Origin of the sequence: Rufibacter ruber, assembly GCF_014138425.1 — a bacterium.
GTDB lineage: Bacteria > Bacteroidota > Bacteroidia > Cytophagales > Hymenobacteraceae > Nibribacter > Nibribacter ruber_C.
On sequence record NZ_JACJIQ010000001.1, the window covers coordinates 164,728 to 182,644 of the forward strand.

15 protein-coding genes are annotated in these 17,917 nt (G+C 52.3%); 8 read left to right on the forward strand and 7 right to left on the reverse strand.

The features are described from left to right. The first annotated feature begins 171 nt into the window (after nt 1-171). On the forward strand, nt 172-840 hold the full coding sequence (locus FHS90_RS00650; protein WP_066837826.1) for a GDSL-type esterase/lipase family protein: 669 nt from the start codon (nt 172-174) through the stop codon (nt 838-840). Between the two features lie 77 nt (nt 841-917). Here the strand turns inward: FHS90_RS00650 and FHS90_RS00655 are convergent, their stop codons facing one another. Both FHS90_RS00655 and FHS90_RS00660 read right to left on the reverse strand, forming a co-directional pair. Further along, entirely contained in the window at nt 918-1,319 is a 402-nt protein-coding gene (locus FHS90_RS00655; RefSeq protein WP_066837829.1) for a hypothetical protein, read from the reverse strand. A gap of 127 nt (nt 1,320-1,446) precedes the next feature. Beyond that, entirely contained in the window at nt 1,447-2,685 is a 1,239-nt protein-coding gene (locus FHS90_RS00660; RefSeq protein WP_182511190.1) for an HD domain-containing protein, read from the reverse strand. 143 nt (nt 2,686-2,828) lie between these two features. On the opposite strand from FHS90_RS00660, the gene porX reads away from it, so the two are divergent. The 4 genes from porX (at nt 2,829) to FHS90_RS00680 (ending at nt 6,736) form a co-directional block, all read left to right on the forward strand. Next, entirely contained in the window at nt 2,829-4,391 is a 1,563-nt protein-coding gene (gene porX / locus FHS90_RS00665) for a T9SS response regulator signal transducer PorX (RefSeq protein WP_182511191.1), read from the forward strand. Further along, a complete protein-coding gene (tsaE, locus tag FHS90_RS00670) occupies nt 4,384-4,854 on the forward strand; it encodes a tRNA (adenosine(37)-N6)-threonylcarbamoyltransferase complex ATPase subunit type 1 TsaE (protein WP_182511192.1) in 471 nt (156 codons plus the stop codon). The genes porX and tsaE overlap by 8 nt, the downstream gene beginning before the upstream one ends. Next, on the forward strand, nt 4,829-6,067 hold the full coding sequence (locus FHS90_RS00675; RefSeq protein ID WP_246386584.1) for an alanine dehydrogenase: 1,239 nt from the start codon (nt 4,829-4,831) through the stop codon (nt 6,065-6,067). Before tsaE ends, FHS90_RS00675 begins: the two co-directional genes overlap by 26 nt. 237 nt (nt 6,068-6,304) lie before the next feature. Continuing rightward, on the forward strand, nt 6,305-6,736 hold the full coding sequence (locus FHS90_RS00680) for a hypothetical protein (protein ID WP_182511194.1): 432 nt from the start codon (nt 6,305-6,307) through the stop codon (nt 6,734-6,736). 411 nt (nt 6,737-7,147) lie between these two features. Here the strand turns inward: FHS90_RS00680 and FHS90_RS00685 are convergent, their stop codons facing one another. The 5 genes from FHS90_RS00685 to FHS90_RS00705 form a co-directional block, all read right to left on the reverse strand. Then, nucleotides 7,148-8,032 carry a patatin-like phospholipase family protein gene (locus FHS90_RS00685; RefSeq protein WP_066838383.1) on the reverse strand — a complete coding sequence of 295 codons (885 nt, stop codon included), beginning with the start codon at nt 8,030-8,032 and terminating at the stop codon, nt 7,148-7,150. 40 nt (nt 8,033-8,072) lie between these two features. Beyond that, on the reverse strand, nt 8,073-8,981 hold the full coding sequence (locus FHS90_RS00690; protein ID WP_343049530.1) for a flavin reductase family protein: 909 nt from the start codon (nt 8,979-8,981) through the stop codon (nt 8,073-8,075). A 395-nt stretch (nt 8,982-9,376) separates the two neighbouring features. Next, a complete protein-coding gene (gene fahA, locus FHS90_RS00695) occupies nt 9,377-10,654 on the reverse strand; it encodes a fumarylacetoacetase (protein WP_182511195.1) in 1,278 nt (425 codons plus the stop codon). 1,290 nt (nt 10,655-11,944) lie between these two features. Continuing rightward, the gene (locus FHS90_RS00700) at nt 11,945-12,214 is read right to left on the reverse strand and encodes a NifU family protein (protein ID WP_182511196.1); all 270 of its coding nucleotides are present in this window, start codon (nt 12,212-12,214) and stop codon (nt 11,945-11,947) included. Between the two features lie 4 nt (nt 12,215-12,218). Further along, nucleotides 12,219-13,322 carry an Mrp/NBP35 family ATP-binding protein gene (locus FHS90_RS00705; RefSeq protein WP_182511197.1) on the reverse strand — a complete coding sequence of 368 codons (1,104 nt, stop codon included), beginning with the start codon at nt 13,320-13,322 and terminating at the stop codon, nt 12,219-12,221. A 170-nt stretch (nt 13,323-13,492) separates the two neighbouring features. Between FHS90_RS00705 and FHS90_RS00710 the strand changes: the two genes are divergently transcribed. From FHS90_RS00710 to FHS90_RS00720, 3 genes are all read left to right on the forward strand, one after another. Next, nucleotides 13,493-13,969, forward strand: a complete 477-nt coding sequence (locus tag FHS90_RS00710; protein WP_182511198.1) for a GNAT family N-acetyltransferase — start codon at nt 13,493-13,495, stop codon at nt 13,967-13,969. Between the two features lie 287 nt (nt 13,970-14,256). Then, entirely contained in the window at nt 14,257-16,224 is a 1,968-nt protein-coding gene (dnaG, locus tag FHS90_RS00715) for a DNA primase (RefSeq protein ID WP_182511199.1), read from the forward strand. 3 nt (nt 16,225-16,227) lie between these two features. Then, the gene (locus FHS90_RS00720; protein ID WP_182511200.1) at nt 16,228-17,253 is read left to right on the forward strand and encodes a potassium channel family protein; all 1,026 of its coding nucleotides are present in this window, start codon (nt 16,228-16,230) and stop codon (nt 17,251-17,253) included. Nucleotides 17,254-17,917 lie beyond the last annotated feature (664 nt).

Consider the following 17,917-nt stretch of genomic DNA (forward strand, 5'->3'; position numbering starts at 1 on the left):
GGGATAGCCATGGGTGTATGCAGGTGTGGTTCAGGCCCACCCAAGGCAATTCTGCAGGTTTTTTTACCTTAAAAGTAGCAGATAAGTCTGTTTTTGGGAAAACAGCCCGAAAATAGCGTTTCACCGCAAGTGTTAGTAAATTAGGGGGATTAGTTAGGAATCAAGGTGAACATGAAAAGAAAACTTACTGGCATAGTGCCACTGCTGTTCTTGCTCTTTCTTACGTTTGTGACCCAGGCACAGCATAAAATCAAAGTGGCGTGTGTAGGTAACAGCATCACTGAAGGCTACGGATTAAAGCAAACCTATCCAGAGGTTTTACAACAACTGCTGGGGGGTGAATATGAAGTGCAGAACTTTGGCCTGGGTGGGCGCACGCTGCTCAAGAAAGGTGATATGCCTTACTGGAGAGAAGAGAAATACCAGCAGGTGCTGGCTTGGGAGCCAGATATTGTAATTATCAAACTGGGGACTAATGATTCAAAACCCCAGAACTGGAGGTATAAAGAGGAGTTTGTGCCTGACTATAGTGCCTTTGTAAAGTCTTTTCAGGCTCTGCCCTCTAATCCTCAGGTCTATCTGGCCCTGCCTATGCCAGCTTTTGAAGATAAGTGGGGCATCACTGAAAACATCATCAAAAATGAGGTGATTCCGGCAGTGAAGAAAGTGGCGCGGCAGACAAAGGTGAAAACCATTGACCTTTACAAGCCCTTTGTAGGAAAAGCCAACCTGACCTATGACATGATTCACCCAAATGAAGGAGGGGCAGCGCTGCTGGCGGCGCAAGTGCATCGTGCTCTCAAGGCGAAAGGGAAGAAAAGGAGCCAGAGGAAGAAATAAAGCTGTTTTGGGCCTGTTTTTGAAAAAACAGGCCCAAAACAGAAAATGCAGCAGCGGGCGGGGCTCCAGAAAGAGGGCTAGCCCTCTTCTTCCAACCAAAGCAGGGCCTCCTGCTTGTCTGGGAAGGTCTGTAGCCGAAGTGTTAACCCAACCTCCTGTTTTGCCTCCTCCACGTTGTGCTCCCGGGCAGGGTTGGGGGTTATGATGCGGGCCAGCTTCTCCAGCCGGGTGGTCATCAGGTTCAGCCCGAACTCTTTGAGCACCTCTTTGTACTCCTGGGGCGGTATTTCAAGGGCGGCCTGGCTGGCGTCTACTAACAGCCTTTTGATGTCATAGCTTTTGAGGTGGTCTACCAGAATTTGCAGGGTCTGGTTGATTTCAGGGACTAGAAACTCATGAACATCTGGCCACTCAACAAAAAGAATATCTGTTGCGGGGTCGTAGTCTAAGGTAAGAAAACCACTCTGGTATAGAATCATAGTTGCAGAAAGGGCGGAAGGGATATACGTAGAACGCAGAAGAGCGCCATCTGGTATGTTTTCTGTTTTGGGGCTGTTTTCAGAAAAACAGCCCCAAAACAGAAAATTGCCCGCACCGCGGGAGGGGCTACAGGTCTATCTTGGTAATCTCTTTGGGGTAACACACATAGTACTTCTCCACCTTCTTGCTCAGGGCCTGAATGTTGGGCAAGTCAGAAGCCTCGGCCACGTCTACCACCGTGCTCATCTTGGTAAGCACGTTGATGTTCTCGCCGCCAGATTCATAGGCGTTGTTGCTGATTTTGCCGGTAATGACCAGGTACTCGGCCTCTTCGGCGGTCACGCCGAAGTGCTCCTGCGCCAATTCACGCACATCTGCCAGGAAAGTAAGGTCAAACGGGGTGGGGGAGAGCATGATTTTGAACAGCCTGCGCTCCAGCATGCAGGCAGACAGGTAGCTCAGGATTTTGTCTTCGTGCTCGGCCCAGGCTTTGATGCCGCTCCAGATGTCATAATCGTCCAGTGACACAAAGCGGCGCATGATGCTGGGGTCGCGCTCAAAGTCTAAGATGGAAAGGCTTTCGCGCAGGAAGAACTGTAAATTCTGGCTGGCGGGCACGTCAATACCGCGTTGGGTGAGTTCACGGGCGCGTTGCATAATTTTCATGACCATTTGCTCAGCGCTGGTCACGGTTTTGTGCATGTACACCTGCCAGTACATGAGGCGGCGGCTTACCAGGAAACTCTCAATAGAGTAAATGCCCTTCTCCTCCACCACCAGCTGGTCTTCGTACACGTTCAGCATCTTGAGCAGGCGGTCGGCACCAATCTTGCCTTCAGACACGCCGGTGTAAAAGCTGTCGCGGTTGAGGTAGTCCAGGCGGTCTACGTCCAGCTGGCTGGAAACCAGTTGGTGGAAAAACCGACGCTCATAACTGTCTGTAAAGATGTCAATGGCCAGTTGCAGGCGCCCGCCGAATTCCTCATTGAGCAGCTCCATGATGTGCAGCGAGATTTGCTCATGCGGCACCTGGTTGAAAATGGCCGTTTCCAGCGCGTGCGAGAACGGGCCGTGCCCCACGTCATGCAGCAGAATGGCGGCCATAGAGGCTTCGCACTCTTTGTCAGAAATGACGTTATCTTTGCCGCTCAGGCTCTGAATGGCAATGTTCATGAGGTGCATGGCCCCCAACGCGTGGTGGAAACGGGTGTGCAGCGCCCCAGGATACACAAATTCGGTCAGCCCCAGCTGTTTTATTCGGCGCAGCCGCTGGAAATATGGGTGCTGAATGATGTCAAAAAGCAGGTCTGACGGAACTGTGATGAAGCCGTAGACGGGGTCGTTGAAGATTTTTTTCTTATTCAAGATAACTTAGTTCTTCGAGTGTCCGTTGTCGGTTATTGTAAAGGTGTGCGGGTTATACGGGTAAAATTCTCCCGGAGCGCGGAAAAATTCTGCAACCATGCACGCTAACTGGGCCACAACACAAACTATGAAAAATAATAGCCATGCAAAGATATAACATTTTGTGGGCGGACGACGAGATTGACCTGCTCAAACCGCATATTCTCTTCCTGCAGGAAAGGGGCTACGACGTAACGCCCGTGAACAGCGGGGCAGACGCCGTGGAGCAGGTGCAGGAGCATACCTTTGACATTGTCTTCTTAGATGAAAATATGCCGGGCCTGAGCGGTCTGGAAGCCTTGAGTGAAATCAAAGCCGTGCGGCCCACGCTGCCGGTGGTCATGATTACCAAAAGCGAGGAAGAGCATATTATGGAAGAGGCCATCGGGTCTAAAATAGCCGATTACCTCATCAAACCCATTAACCCCAACCAGATTCTGCTCTCGGTGAAGAAGATTCTGGACAACCGCCGCTTGGTAGAAGAAAAAACCAACAGCAGCTACCAGCGCGATTTCCGGACGTTGGGCATGGCCTTCGGCGACCGCTTAAATTACCAAGAGTGGGCCGATGTCTACAAGAAACTGGTGTACTGGGAGCTGGAAATTGCTGAGACCGAAGGCAAAAGCATGGCCGACGTCATTAACATGCAGAAAGACGAGGCCAACACCAACTTCGCCAAGTTCATTGAAGACAACTATGAGGAATGGGTGAACGATGAGACCGATGAAATCCCGCTCATGAGCCACAAGTTGTTCAAAGATCGCGTGTTCCCCATCATGAAAGAAAGCAGCGGTCCGGTGTACTTTGTCTTGATTGACAACCTGCGCTATGACCAGTGGAAGGTCTTGGAGCCCATCATCACAGATTACTTTAACGTGGAGCAGGAAGAGATGTATTATTCCATCTTGCCCACCACCACTGCCTACGCCCGCAACGCCATCTTCTCAGGCATGCTGCCCGCAGATATTGCCAAGCGTTACCCTAATTTATGGGTGGGGGACGATGAGGAAGAAGGCAAAAACCTGCACGAAGAAGATTTTCTGGAGATTCAGTTCCAGCAGAACAAAGTCAATGAGAAGTTCAGCTACAACAAAATCACCAACAACACCGCCGGCAAAGAACTGTTGAGCAAGTTCAGCAACCTGGACAACAACAAACTTAACGTGATTGTCTACAACTTCGTGGACATGCTCTCTCACGCGCGCACCGACATGCAGATGATACGCGAACTGGCCGCCGATGAAGCCGCGTACCGCTCGCTCACCCGTTCCTGGTTTATGCACTCGCCGCTGTTTGACACCCTCAAAGCCATCTCTGACAAAGGCGGCAAGCTCATTATTACCACAGACCACGGCACCGTGCGCGTGAAGAAACCGTTCAAAATTGTAGGCGACCGTAACACCAACACCAACCTGCGCTACAAACACGGCAAAAACCTGGGCTTTACAGACAAAGGCGTGTTGGTGGCGCGCAAGCCCGAGCGGTTCCATCTGCCCAAAAGCAACGTGTCTACGGCCTACGTCTTCGCCATGAATGATGACTTTTTTGCGTACCCCAACAACTACAACTACTACGTGAACCACTACAGTGACACCTTCCAGCACGGCGGGGTGTCGCTGGAAGAATGTATTATTCCGTTCATAACGCTTTCATCTAAAAATGCCTGACCAGGAAGCGCGTACCAAAGTAATTCAGGTTTCCGCTAAAGCGGATTTGCCCCAGGCCGCCGCCGAATTTTTGTCATTTATCAAGCAAAAAAAGATAATTTTGTTTGAGGGTGGCATGGCGGCCGGTAAAACCACTTTTATCAAGGCCATCTGTGCCCAACTGGGCGTGGAAGAGCCCGTGAGCAGCCCTACGTTTTCATTGGTGAACGAGTACGAGGCCGCCCGCGGGGAACTCATTTACCACTTTGACTTTTATAGGGTTGAAAATGAGGCCGAGGCCCTGGACATGGGGGCCCTGGAATACTTTGACTCCGGGAACCTGTGCCTGGTGGAATGGCCGTCAAAAGTGGCCGGTCTGTTGCCCCCAGATGCCGTAGAAGTGTCCATTGAAACCGGGGCCACAGAAGAAGCGCGTATTATTACTTTGAGAATCTATGATGGAGGAACTGACGGAGAAGTCTAAAGAGTTTGAGGCCCTTACCAAGGCCACAGCCCGCAGTCTTATGCCCAAAGAGTCAATGTTGGCGGTAGAAACCCGCAAACGCAGCCTCTTCATTGGTATTCCCAAAGAATCTTCACTGCAGGAAAACCGCATCGGGCTCACGCCCGAATCTGTGAAACAGCTCACTGACCACGGCCATGAGGTCTGGATTGAGTCCGGGGCCGGTGCGCCTTCCAAATACTCTGACCATGAGTTTTCAGAGGCCGGCGGCGTGATTGTCTACTCCACCAAAGAAGTCTACGAGGCAGACGTGCTCCTGAAGATTGCGCCGCCCACCTATGACGAGATGGAGTTCCTGCGGCCGGGCCAAACCTTGATTTCGGCGCTCCAGCTGGGCAGCCTCACCTCAGAATACATTGGAGCCCTCTGCCGAAAGAAAATTAACGCCATCTCGTTTGAATTGCTCAAAGATAAATCGGGTTCCAAACCAGTGGTACGCGCCATGAGCGAAATTGCGGGCAGCACCGTCATGCTCATCGCCGCCGAGTACCTGAGCAGCAGCAATGAAGGCAAAGGCGTGATTCTGGGCGGGATTACGGGCGTACCACCGTCTAAAGTAGTCATCATTGGCGCCGGTACCGTAGCCGAATATGCTACCCGCGCCGCCCTCGGCCTAGGGGCCGAAGTAAAAGTCTTTGACGACCACCTCTACAAACTCCGCCGATTAAAGCAGAACGTGGGTGCGCAACTGTTCACCTCCACGCTAGACAACACCATTCTGCACAAGGAAATTCAGGACGCAGACGTGGTCATTGGTGCTGTCACCGCCGATGAAGGCCAAATCCCGTGCATGATTTCTGAGGAAGTAGTGTCCAGCATGAACCCCGGCTCGGTGATTATTGACGTGAGCATAGACGAAGGCGGTTGTTTTGAAACCTCAGAAATGACCACCCACAAGCGCCCCGTGTACCGCAAGTATGACGTGATACACTACTGCGTGCCCAACATTCCGTCACGGGTGCCCCGTACCGCCACCAAAGCCCTGAGCAACATCTTTACGCCCATGTTCCTGGAGATTTCCAAGTACGGCGGCGTGAACGAAGCCCTGTTTACCCACGAGCATTACCGCAGCGGCGTCTACATCTACAAAGGCAGCCTCACCAACGCCGCCATCGCCAAGAAATTCAACATGCGGTACAAGGAGTTGAGTTTGATGATAGCCGTGCGCAACTAGGAGCGGGATTTTCAGGATTGGAATAGTTATTTAGGGAGAACCCGTTTTCGGCCTGTTTTTACAAAAACAGGCCGGAAACGGGTTCTCTGTTTTATGGTGCCAACGCAGTTACTTAGCTCAAAAATCCTCGCAGTGTCTCCCAGACCTGCGAGTGTCTGCGCCACCTGCCATTGATATATGTCAATTCCTCCCGTTTCTATATCTTGAATGACTTGAGGTCTATATACAAAATAAGATATGAAAGTAAAATCAGCACTCATGCTATTCTTGGCATTAATCTTAATTACAGCACTAATTTTATTCAGGATTCCTGATAAAAAATCTACTATAAAGCTTATCATAGACAATCCTGAACTTAACATTAAATCAGCATTAAGAATATACCTTATAGAGAACTTGAGTATATTAAAAGCTACACCACTTCCATGGGATAAATGGGGAACAGTAGAATATACCTTACTCAAAAGTGAACCAGTGCATGGAAATTGCTTTTATGTTCCAAACATTAAACATGGAACGTATCTTCTAACAGTAGCAGTTGATGTCAAGAACGAAAGCTTCCCTTATGGAGGTATGGTTGAAAAGGTGGTAGTTGAGAAAGATACCGTAGAGGTGAAAATAGAGCTTGACCCAATAAGGCGATCCTTCTCAGATGCTTATAATAAGTAAAATTCTACTCAGCTCTGGCGCGAGTCTTCAGACTCGTGCCGATGGATGGGTGGAGTCTCCAGACTCCTTTAGTTTAATCTTGGCACCTATATTCTCCCCGTGGTTCCCGGCGAGTCTGGAGACTCGCAGCACTTTTGGTCACGAGACTGAAGTCTCGCGCCAGTACGGACAGTGCCTATAAAACTGGTACGGAAAATTGTTCACAGAAATCTACGCCATCCTTTAATTCACAGAATCCCGGTTCTGACCTCATAGCGTCCGGAGGACAGGCGAGCGTCTGAACTGAAATTCCAGCCATTGCCAGTTCAACAGCGTTCCATCTCATTCGCGCCTTCTCCCCCAGGTAGGTGAAGGAACAACGATACGGCGTTTTCGGCCTGTTTTCCCAAAAACAGGCCGAAAACAGAAAACTTACCCGGCACTTTGCTGCTGGGCGGTGTAAGCCTCCCAGAAAGCTTGCCGGCCTTTGTCAATCAGTTCTTCGGCACGGTAAAACTCAAAGATGCCGCAGGTTTCCCGCGGAATGGTAATGACCAGTTCAGGCTGGTGCAGGTGTATCATGAGGTCGGCCATTTTGTCCTGCATCATGTCCAGCGACTTGGTGAGCAAATCAAACAATCCTAAGTGCGCCACTTTTTTAGGGGGAACCTGCGCCGGACTTTGCTCCCACCACGCTGACAGCATCTTCAAGTAGGCGGCTTTCTCCTGGTTGGCGGTTTCGGCGAATACCGTGGGGGCTGGGGGGCAGGGCGGGTTTCCGTTGAGGTTCACGGCCACCACCCAGTCGCCGGGTTCTCTCGTCACCAGGTTCACCGGCAGCGGGTTCAGGACGCCGCCGTCTACCAGCTGCCTGCCCTCTTCATAGGCGGGCGTGAACAGCGTGGGAATGGCAATGGAGGCCCTGAGCGCTTTAAAGAGGCTGCCCGTTTTGTAATGCACTTCCTCCTGGTTCAGGACATCTACGGCCACGGCCGTGAACGGGACCTTGAACTGTTCAATCTGGTGCTCCCCAATAAGTTTCTCAATGGTTCTGAAGACGCGCTCCCCTTTTACAAACCCTTCACCAGATAAGGTGAAGTCCAGCAGCTGGAACACCCCCACCTTGTCCAGGGTAAGCAGCCAATCCCGAAACTGCCGCAGGTACCCGGCGCAGTAAATACCGCCTACCACGGCGCCCATAGAGCTGCCTATCACTTCTTTGATGCAGAAACCCTCTTTCTCCAGTTCTTCAATGATGCCAATATGGGCCATACCCCGGGCCCCGCCGCTGCCCAGCACCAGCCGTACGTTTTTCATCTTCGTATTCCTGTTATCTTCTTGCTAAGGAAGGTTTGGTTTACCGGTGCAGGGGAGAGCTGACCAGCAACACCTTCCAGGCTTCCGGCACGCGCCCTTCCGCCAGCAACCGCTGCGCCAGCAGGTGCACCTGTTTCTCCTTTTCAATAGGATTGTCCGCATATTTCTGTGCCAGGTAGCGGTACATAGGGTCCTGCGCAAACGCCTGCACCTCCTCCTGAGAAGGAATGGCCTCTGTATTGCCCAACCGGGCGAGGTTGTTACCCGTGAGCACGGTACTGTTTCTGATGTGCGCCGGAAGCTGGTCAATGCCAATGCCTTTGTTGCGCACGGGTTTTGGCAGCTCAAACAGGCTGTCGCCGTTGGCGCGCAGGTACCAGTCGCCGCCCAGGCGGGCCACCGCATCTAACTTGAACGGGTCAATGGTTTTCCCGTCTCCGCCGAAAACCTCGTCCTGCACGTGCAGCAGCCGCGCCTCGCAAATCACCAGATTGGCTGAGCCGCCCTGGTTCCCGATGGGTTTTACCTCCAGTACCTTGCACTCAAACGCGGCCGGGGCTTCGGCCACGCGCGGCGGGGCCACTAACGTGGAAGCCACTGGCGTGAGGCCCGCCTTCACAAATTCGTTTACGCCTTTATCATACTCAGTGCTGGCCAAAGACATTTGCTCTACCATGGCGTAGTTGCCAATGTTAATCACCACCTCACCGGTCTCCAGCACGTTCTCCAGGGTATGTTTACCGGTATTGTCCCGCACGCGGCGGGCGGGGGAGAAGATAAGCACCGGCGGGTTTGACCCAAAGCAGTTGAAAAAGCTGAACGGACTCAGATTCACATTTCCCTCCTGGTCAACCGTGCTGGCAAACGCAATAGGCCGCGGCGCAATGGTTCCCAACATAAGGCTGTGAAATTCAGCTGTGGGTATTTCTTTGGGGTTAAACGTTTTCACGGGTCTAATTTGGAGAGGTGAGGATTTGGAAATTTGAAGATGAGATAATTAAAACTGGTTTTTCCCGGCTTTTCATGGTTTTGAGATGGCGCAAGCGTCCGCTTGTGCCTATACGCATAGCTGGTCTAAAATTTATTTGGTGCGGAATAAAAGTTTAGAGTTTTCTGTTTTCGGCCTGTTTTGGCGAAAACAGGCCGAAAACAGAAAATCCCGGAATGCGGACACAAGCGGACGCTTGCGCCATAAAGTGCCGTCAAGTGGCGTTTCTTGCCTTTTTTGTCATGCTGGAAGAATCTTGCGGAACAGGTGGCGAACGGTCATCAAATATGAACAAAGCTTTTCTAGCTCGCCCGCAAGTTCCTTTCAGGATGACAACTTAAAAAGGGAATATAGGTTTACAAAGCTGGCAGAATCTCGGCGCGTACTTCGCCGAAACCAATGCGCACGCCATTTCTTTCGGCGTAGCCGCGCATGGTGACCACGTCCCCATCATGTAAAAACTTGCGTTCAGAGCCGTCTGGCAGTTGCAGCGGTTTGGTGCCGCGCCAGGTGAGTTCCAGCATAGAGCCATACGAGTCTGGCGTAGGGCCGCTGATGGTACCGGAGGCGTACATATCACCCACTTCAATGTTGCAGCCGTTCACGGTGTGGTGCGCCAGCTGCTGGTTCATGTTCCAGTACAGGTGCTTGTAATTGGAGCGGCAAATGACCTGCTCCTGCGGCAGCGTGGGCGATTGCAGTGTCACTTCCAGATTGATATCTAAGTTCTTGTTGCCTTCAAACTCCAGGTACGGCAGCACCTTGGGGTCTTGCACCGGCCCCGGCACCCTGAACGGTTCCAGCGCATCTAACGTCACCACCCACGGCGAAACAGATGAGGCGAAATTCTTGGCCAGAAACGGCCCCAGCGGCACATATTCCCAGGCTTGAATGTCACGGGCGCTCCAGTCGTTGAAGAGCACCAACCCGAAGATATATTCCTCGGCCTCTTTGGTGGTGAGGGAGGTGCCCAGCTGCGTGGGCTGCCCGGTGATAAACGCCACCTCCAGCTCAAAATCCAGCTGTTTGGTAGGGCCGAAGGTGGGGGCATCCGCATCGGCGGGTTTGGCCTGGCCTTTGGGCCTTCTCACGGGCATGCCCGAAGGAATGATAGACGAGGCACGGCCGTGGTAGCCTACTGGCAGGTGCTTCCAGTTGGGCAGCAGCGCGTTGGCCGGGTCTCTAAACATGGTGCCCACGTTGGTGGCGTGTTCTATGCTGGAGTAGAAATCTGTATAGTTGGGCACCCGCACGGGCATCAGCATCTGCACCTCCTTTTGCTTGAGCAGGCACTCGGCCATGAGCGAGCGGTTGTCCCTGATTTCGGGGTTGTCATTGCGCAGCAGCTCAGAAATACGCCCGCGCACCTGCCGCCAGATATCCCGGCCCAAGGCCATGAAGTCATTCAAATAAGGACGGTGGAACACGGTGGGATCCACAATGTCCAGCATGTCAAAGAGGCGGTGCTGCGTGAGCACGTACACGTCCAGCACATAGTCGCCAATGGCCACCCCCACCCGCGCGTCACGGTCCGGGGCCTGAAAAATCCCGAAGGGCAGGTTCTGGATAGGAAAGTGGCACTCAGGGGAAATCTGTATCCAGGAATGCAGCGAAGGGTCGTTGGTTTTCAGCATAGGTCACGCAGGTAGGTTGGTCAACAAAGATAAAAATCTATACGGGAAATGAACGGGTGATTGTTTGGGTAGGATTTTCAGGATACGGGTTGATTTTCAGCATTAGGTTGATTTGTGCTTTTTCTGCCCAGCCCCGTTTTTGACCTGTTTTGGCCAAAACAGCCCGGAAACGCAAATAGCGGTGTCCCTTCTCCCTCTGGTAGAAGGTTAGGATGAGGGAGAGGCGGTTGAAGCAGGATTTTCAGGATTAAACTCAGTTATAGGATTGAATTAGCAGTTGGCACAGACGCTCGCAGGTACTGCGCACGCTATGAGGTCTTCTTTGAATGGCTAATTGTTGATTGCAAAGAATAAGGCGCTGGCGCGAGCTTGCAGGGCCACTTGTGCTGTGTGTCTCCAGAGAGCAAAGAGGGTGCTCTCATATAGAACACTCAATAAATTGTTTAGGAATGCGCAGTTTCGCGGCGTTACCGCGAGGGTAGTCTGGAGACTACCCTGCACTTGTAGGCACGAGCTGCAAGCTCGCGCCAGCGAAGGAGTATCAGCAAACCTTGTACGTCACGGAAGTAACTTCCGCGCCATAGAAAGTAGAAGCGAGAAAGTAGCTCATACCAAAAGTTGCATCCCAACCTTGCCGTTTCTGGCCTATTTTCCTGAAAACAGCTCCAAAACGCACAACCTCCTTTCCAGTGCCTGCGGGAGCGGGCAACGCAGTGCCGCCAGGCACGAAGGCGCTTAGCGGGAGCACGGGCAGACAGTTCAAACCTGTAGTGGCTACAGAAACAATGGAACAGATAGCGGTTGCCAGGTGCGAAAATAAATGAAGCCCCTCTTGTCTGAGCGGCAGCGAGTCAGGGGCTTCTTGATTCTTTTGGTTAGGTTGAGCATCAAGAAGAAAAGTGACAAACAGTGGCAGAATGAAAATGCAGTTAGAAGTTTGGCAATAAGGTAGTGGGAGCAAAAGCAGTTCCAAAAGCAGAAGGAGAACCAGTGACACAAACACACACACAAATCAGCAATGCGTAAGAGACAAGGCGGTGCCTGGTCTCTACAGAGGGGAAATCTGAAACAGAAGACTTTGAATGCGTACCCTCCTGTGTAAACATCCCCCTTCGCCCCCTTCAAAGGGGGAGTATCTCCTTTAGTAAAGGGTAAAATTGAATGGAAGCAGAACTACAGCTGCGTTTTGGGGTTGTTTTCGCCAAAATAGGCCGAAAACGCAAAGCCCACCAACAGCAGAGGCAAGCGCTTCTACCATTAGTGGGCTTTGAACAACTATTAAAAACTCGTCTATACGTCCATCGGGGTGAGGTTCACCGCCTGAATGCCTTTGATCTCGGGCACGGCGCGCATAATGGCCTGCTCAATGCCGCCTTTGAACGTCATGGCAGACATGGGGCAGGAGCCGCAGGCACCCATCAGTTCCAGCTGTACCACGCGGTCTTCGGTAATCTCCAGCACCTTTACATCGCCGCCATCGGTTTTCAGGTACGGCCGGATGGTGTCCAGGGCCTGCTCCACTTGCTGGAGTAAAATCTCATTGTATGCGCTTTCTGCCATATCCTTACGCTTTAATTTCTACTACTTGGGTTTTGGCCAGGCTGGCGTTCCGTACAGAAACCTGACGGGCCACTTCCTGTGCCACTCCTTCAAACGCCTGTGAGGCCGGGCTGCCTTCCTGCAGTATCTGCGGGGCGCCCATATCGCCGCTCTCTCTAATGCTCTGTACCAAGGGTACCTCACCAATGAACGGTACGCCGTAGCGCTCTGCCAACTCACGTCCGCCGCCCTGCCCGAAGATATAATATTTATTCTCAGGAAGCTCAGCCGGGGTGAAATACGCCATGTTTTCCACCAGCCCCAGTATGGGAACGTTGATTTGCGGCTGCCGGAACATCTGCAAACCTTTCACGGCATCGGCTATGGCCACCTTCTGTGGCGTGGTCACTATAATGGCGCCCGTGACCGGTACTGTCTGTACCAACGTCAAGTGGATGTCGCTGGTTCCCGGAGGTAAGTCAATTAATAAATAATCCAGTTCGCCCCAGTCTACCTCCGTGATAAACTGCTTCAGCGCCGAGCTGGCCATGGGGCCGCGCCATACCACCGCGCTTTCGGCAGGAGCCAGGAACCCGATGGACATGAGCTTGATGCCGTACTTCTCAATGGGCTCAATGAGGTTGCGGCCGTCTGGCATGCGGTACACGTTGGGGCGGGCATCTTCTACGCCAAACATGGTAGGTACACTTGGCCCCGAGATATCAGCGTCTACCAGGCCCACTTTCGCTCCGGACTGTGCCAAGGCCACGGCCAGATTGGCGGTGAGCGTAGACTTGCCCACGCCGCCTTTGCCGGAGGCCACGGCCAGAATGTTCTTCACGCCTTTGAGCAGCGCCTGGTTGTCCTGGCGGGCCGAGGTCACGCGGGAGGTCATGTTCACCGTCACGTGGGCGTCTTTGCTCACCATGGTGTGAATGGCCCTGATACAGGCGTTCTTGATGAGTTCTTTGAGCGGGCAGGCGGGGGTGGTCAGAATCACCGTGAAGGTGACCTCCAGACCGTTTATCTGTACATCCTCAATCATGTTGAGCGTCACCAAATCTTTGCCTAGGTCTGGTTCCTCTACATAGCTGAGGGCTTTTAATACGTCTTCCTGGGTAATAGCCATGGTAAAAAATGCGCTTTTGTCGCGTAGACAAAGGTACAAACTATCTGGGTAACAAGCTACCAAAAGCGTTTTGGGGCTGGTTTACAGAAAGTAAGCCGGAAACAGGAATGCTGCATCATGCAACCTTAGCCAGCGGAGATGAGTCTATATATGGAACTGCCAGAAAGCCCATGCTACCACCAACGTCGTCCCAAGTAGAAGTGCACGTGAAACAGGTGCTGCCCACCCATGAAAACGTAGTGGCCCTGATAGAAAAGTTGAACCAGTACCAAATAGCGCTGTACGGCCGGCAAATGTGCACCCTGGAGCCGCCGGAAATCCTTGAAAAGAACCATGCCTTTATGGTGGGCGCTTTTGTAAATGAGACGCTAGCGGGCATTGGAGCGGTAAAACTACTAGATGGCTATGCCGAGGTGAAACGGATGTATGTGGAGGAAAACTACCGCGGCTTGTCCATTGCCGGGAAAATCTTACAGGCTCTGGAAGCCTACGCCAAGCAACAGCACGTGAAAAAGATTTGCCTGGAAACCGGGAACCAACATTTCAGTGCGTTGAAGCTGTACAAAAAATCAGGTTATCAGGAAGTAGAAATCTTCGGGGATTATAAGCCTAACCAAATAAGTATCTTCTTAGGAAAAACATTGTGAAGCAATTGGCTGCCAAAATAGAAAGGTAACCTTGTGTTAAACCACCGTAAATGAGGCTTCGTCTGTAAACTAATAAACAAAAGCTGTTTCCGGCCTGTTTTTTTCAAAACAGCGTCAAAACGATTCCCTGTCAAGGCCAGCTCCCCCAGCTGGCTTTTTCTTTTTTTCCGGCCTTGGCCGAAACGGCAGCATTTGTTCCCTTTGCCCCGCCTTCTAATCTCGGGCAACTACCAACGAACCACTTTTAAAAGTATCTTTGTCTACTTACCGCTTACCCCAGAGTACCCATGGCCCTGATAAAGAAAGAAGTTGTTGACCAGATCATCCAGCACGCCGACATTGTGGAGGTGGTGGGAGATTTTGTGGATCTGAAGAAGAAGGGCCAGAACATGTGGGCGTGCTGCCCGTTCCACCATGAGAAATCGCCCTCCTTCAGCGTAGCGCCCAAGAAAGGTATTTACAAGTGCTTCGGGTGCGGCAAGGCGGGCAACTCGGTGCAGTTCATCATGGACATTGAGGGTACCAGCTACGTGGAGGCGCTGCGGTACCTGGCCAAGAAGTACGGCATTGAGATAGAGGAAGACCAGAGCCCGGCGGCCGTGCAGGCCCAGAACGAGAAAGACAGCCTCTTTATTCTCTCTGACTTTGCCAAGCAGTATTTTGTCAACGCGCTGCACAAGAATGACGAGGGGCAGAGCATTGGCATGCCGTATTTCAAGCAGCGCGGGCTGTCACAGGCCACCATCCAGAAGTTTGAGCTGGGCTACAGCCTGGACAGCTGGGATGATTTCACCAAGGCTGCGCTGGAGAAAGGCTACCAACTCAAATACCTGGAGGAAACCGGCCTCACCATTGTCAAACAAGAGGAAGGCAAGCAGTATGACCGCTTTAGGGGAAGGGTCATGTTCCCCATCCACAACGTGTCTGGCCGTACCATTGGGTTTGGCGCGCGCACGCTCAAGAGCAACGACAAGAAATCGCCTAAATACGTCAACTCGCCAGAGTCGCGCATCTACCACAAGAGTGATGTGCTGTACGGCATGTTCCAGGCCAAGCAGGCCATACGGCAGGAAGACGAGTGCTTTCTGGTAGAAGGCTACCTGGATGTGCTCTCGCTGCACCAGGGTGGGATTGAGAACGTGGTGGCGTCTTCGGGCACGTCTTTGACTGAGAACCAGATCAAGCTCATTGGCCGCTACACCAAGAACATCACGGTGCTCTATGACGGCGACCCGGCGGGTATCAAAGCCTCGCTGCGCGGAATTGACCTCATTCTGGAAGGCGGCCTGAACGTGAACGTGGTCTTGTTCCCAGACGGCGACGACCCGGACAGTTACATCCGGAAAGTGGGTGACACCGCGTTCAGAAATTACCTGAAGGAGCATAGCCAGGACTTCATATCCTTTAAATCTGAGCTCTTCGCCCAGGAGGCGAAGGACAACCCGGTTAAAAAGGCCGAGGCCATCCGGGAGATGGTGGTGTCTATCTCTAAGATCCCGGACGCCATTAAGCGGTCTGTGTTCTTGCAGCGGTGCAGTCTGCAGTTTGGCATTGATGAGCAGGTGCTTATCTCTGAGTACAACAAGATTCACCTCACTGAGCAGAAGGCGTCACGGCAGCAGTCACAGCCGTCTTCGGGGTATATGCCCAGTGATGAGGAACTGGCCGAGGCGGAAGCCGCAGCGGCGGCCGAGGCCGAAATGTACGGGGCTGAGGACCAGCAGGAGGTAGACCAGCACAACACCCTCCGCAACCGCGAGCGCGAAGTGATTAGGTGGATTCTCAATTACGCTGACAAAGAGGTAGACGAAGGGCTCACCGCCAGCCAGTTTATGCTGGGTGAGCTGGAGGATGTGGAATTCAAAACACCTATTTACGCCCGCCTTTTTGATATGTGTCGGCTTAAATTGGAGCAAGGTTTCTTTCCCACGGCCACAGAATTCATGCAGCATGAGGAGAAGGAGATCCGGAACGAGGTGATTGACCTGGTGAGTGAGAAGTACGAGATCAGCAACGGCTGGGCCACGCATGAGATCATTGTGCCGCATGAGAGTGACCTGGTCACGTATGGCTCAGAGCGGGAGGTGCTCCGGCTGAAATGGCGCAACGTGCAGCTCATGATCAAGGAGCAGATGGACGGGCTGGCCACCCTCAAAGAAGACCAGGAGGTAGACAAATGCCTGCGCACCATCAAAACCCTCAAAGAGTTTGAAAAGCAGATTGCAGACATGTTGGGTATAGTGATCAGCAGATAGGCTATGTGGCAGCAGCTCAAACTCTACCGGTTGTTTTGGGCCACGGGCCTGGTGGTGACCAGTCTCCTGACGGGGGTGGCGGCCTATATGTTGCTGGAGAGATACACCCTGCTGGAGGCTTTTTACATGACCGTGATCACCGTGTCAACGGTGGGGTTTCAGGAAGTGCACCCGCTTTCGCCCGAGGGGCGCCTGTTTACCTCTATTTATCTTTTGTTGAACCTGGCCATTATTGCCTACACGGTGTCAGTGATCACCACGTACCTTTTTGAAGGCGAACTCAGAACCATCTGGAAAACCTATATGAACGAACGGGAAATTCAGCGCTACAGCGGGCATGTGATTGTCTGCGGCTTCGGGCGGAACGGCCAGAAGGCCACCCGCGATCTACTGGCCAGCCAGGAGCAGATTGTAGTGATAGAGACCAATGTGGATCTGCTGGCAGGTAAGCATCTGATAAGTAACTCCCTGCATTACCTCACCGGTGATGCCACAGAAGATGAGCTGCTGGAACGGGCCGGGGTGCGGCAGGCCAAGGCCCTCATCACCACGCTCCCCAAAGACGCAGACAATGTGTTTGTCACATTAACGGCCCGCGGGCTAAACCCCAGCCTGCAGATCATTGCCCGCGCCTCTGAGAAAACCACTGAGCAGAAGCTGATCAGGGCAGGGGCCAACTATGTGGTCATGCCAGATGAGATTGGCGGCAGCCACATGGCCAGTTTGATCACCCAGCCAGAAGTGATTCATTTCCTGGAGCTGCTCAACGGCACCGGGCCCAACAAGATGCACCTGGAGGAAGTGCACCTCAACCGCCTGCAGCGGGATTTGGAGGGGTTGAGCATTCGGGAGTTAGATGTGCGCAACCGTACCGGTGCCACCCTCATTGGCCTGAACCGGAACGGGAGCGAGTTTCTGGTCAGCCCAGACGCTGATATCTGTCTGCAGGCAGATGATGTGTTGATCCTCTTAGGGACTTCCCCCCAAATAAGTATGTTCCAGCAGCTGTTCAAGGAAGAAGAGGGGTAGCAGCGTTCTCCTTTTAAACATAGATAACCGTTAAAGCCGTTGCGTTTTTGGCCTGTTTTCTGAAAAACAGGCCAAAAACGCAACGGCTTTAACGGTTATGCCTTATTGGGTATTTCTACACGCTGCTCCTGTTCTCCCCTGTTGCTGCTCTGCCCGGCCTGGGCAAAGCCTAACTTCTATTTTTGCTATTCCTGTTGAGGTTGGTTTCAGAACTGCGCAATGTAAGCTGGGCTAACGGCTGTGTGTTAGGGTTTTGTGCAGGCGGTCTTCTATAAGAATAGCTTCTTTTTCTGTAGTGTCTTTAAAAAATCATAATCTGTGGGGCTGGTTCAATTCTCTGCCCCGGGCATTTAAAGGAAACGGGCTACCCCTTCTCCCGCAAAGGCTCTTCAGCAGGAGGGAGGGTTGTGTACAGGCTCAGATGAAAAAAAATGCGTTGCCACTGAAAAATATTTTCAGTTTGTAGGGCAGGCAGTCCATCAGTTTAAATATCCTGAACGGAGCAGGTGGCTACTTAACAATTTCTCAAAACATCTTCCTTCGCTGCCTTTCCCCTTATCAAGTTTTCCCGGTCAACCGATTGTCCTGTATAGATTTTATAAAATATATGGATTAATAAAAATTATTATAAACTTTTCTGAGGATTTAACTGATGGTGATGCCT

Coding starts and splice junctions, on each gene's coding strand:
- FHS90_RS00650 (WP_066837826.1), top strand. CDS start 172: ATGAAAAGAAAACTTACTGGCATAGTGCCACTGCTGTTCTTGCTCTTT.
- FHS90_RS00655 (WP_066837829.1), bottom strand. CDS start 1,319: ATGATTCTATACCAGAGTGGTTTTCTTACCTTAGACTACGACCCCGCA.
- porX (WP_182511191.1), top strand. CDS start 2,829: ATGCAAAGATATAACATTTTGTGGGCGGACGACGAGATTGACCTGCTC.
- tsaE (WP_182511192.1), top strand. CDS start 4,384: ATGCCTGACCAGGAAGCGCGTACCAAAGTAATTCAGGTTTCCGCTAAA.
- FHS90_RS00675 (WP_246386584.1), top strand. CDS start 4,829: ATGGAGGAACTGACGGAGAAGTCTAAAGAGTTTGAGGCCCTTACCAAG.
- FHS90_RS00680 (WP_182511194.1), top strand. CDS start 6,305: ATGAAAGTAAAATCAGCACTCATGCTATTCTTGGCATTAATCTTAATT.
- FHS90_RS00685 (WP_066838383.1), bottom strand. CDS start 8,032: ATGAAAAACGTACGGCTGGTGCTGGGCAGCGGCGGGGCCCGGGGTATG.
- fahA (WP_182511195.1), bottom strand. CDS start 10,654: ATGCTGAAAACCAACGACCCTTCGCTGCATTCCTGGATACAGATTTCC.
- FHS90_RS00700 (WP_182511196.1), bottom strand. CDS start 12,214: ATGGCAGAAAGCGCATACAATGAGATTTTACTCCAGCAAGTGGAGCAG.
- FHS90_RS00705 (WP_182511197.1), bottom strand. CDS start 13,322: ATGGCTATTACCCAGGAAGACGTATTAAAAGCCCTCAGCTATGTAGAG.
- FHS90_RS00710 (WP_182511198.1), top strand. CDS start 13,493: ATGCTACCACCAACGTCGTCCCAAGTAGAAGTGCACGTGAAACAGGTG.
- dnaG (WP_182511199.1), top strand. CDS start 14,257: ATGGCCCTGATAAAGAAAGAAGTTGTTGACCAGATCATCCAGCACGCC.
- FHS90_RS00720 (WP_182511200.1), top strand. CDS start 16,228: ATGTGGCAGCAGCTCAAACTCTACCGGTTGTTTTGGGCCACGGGCCTG.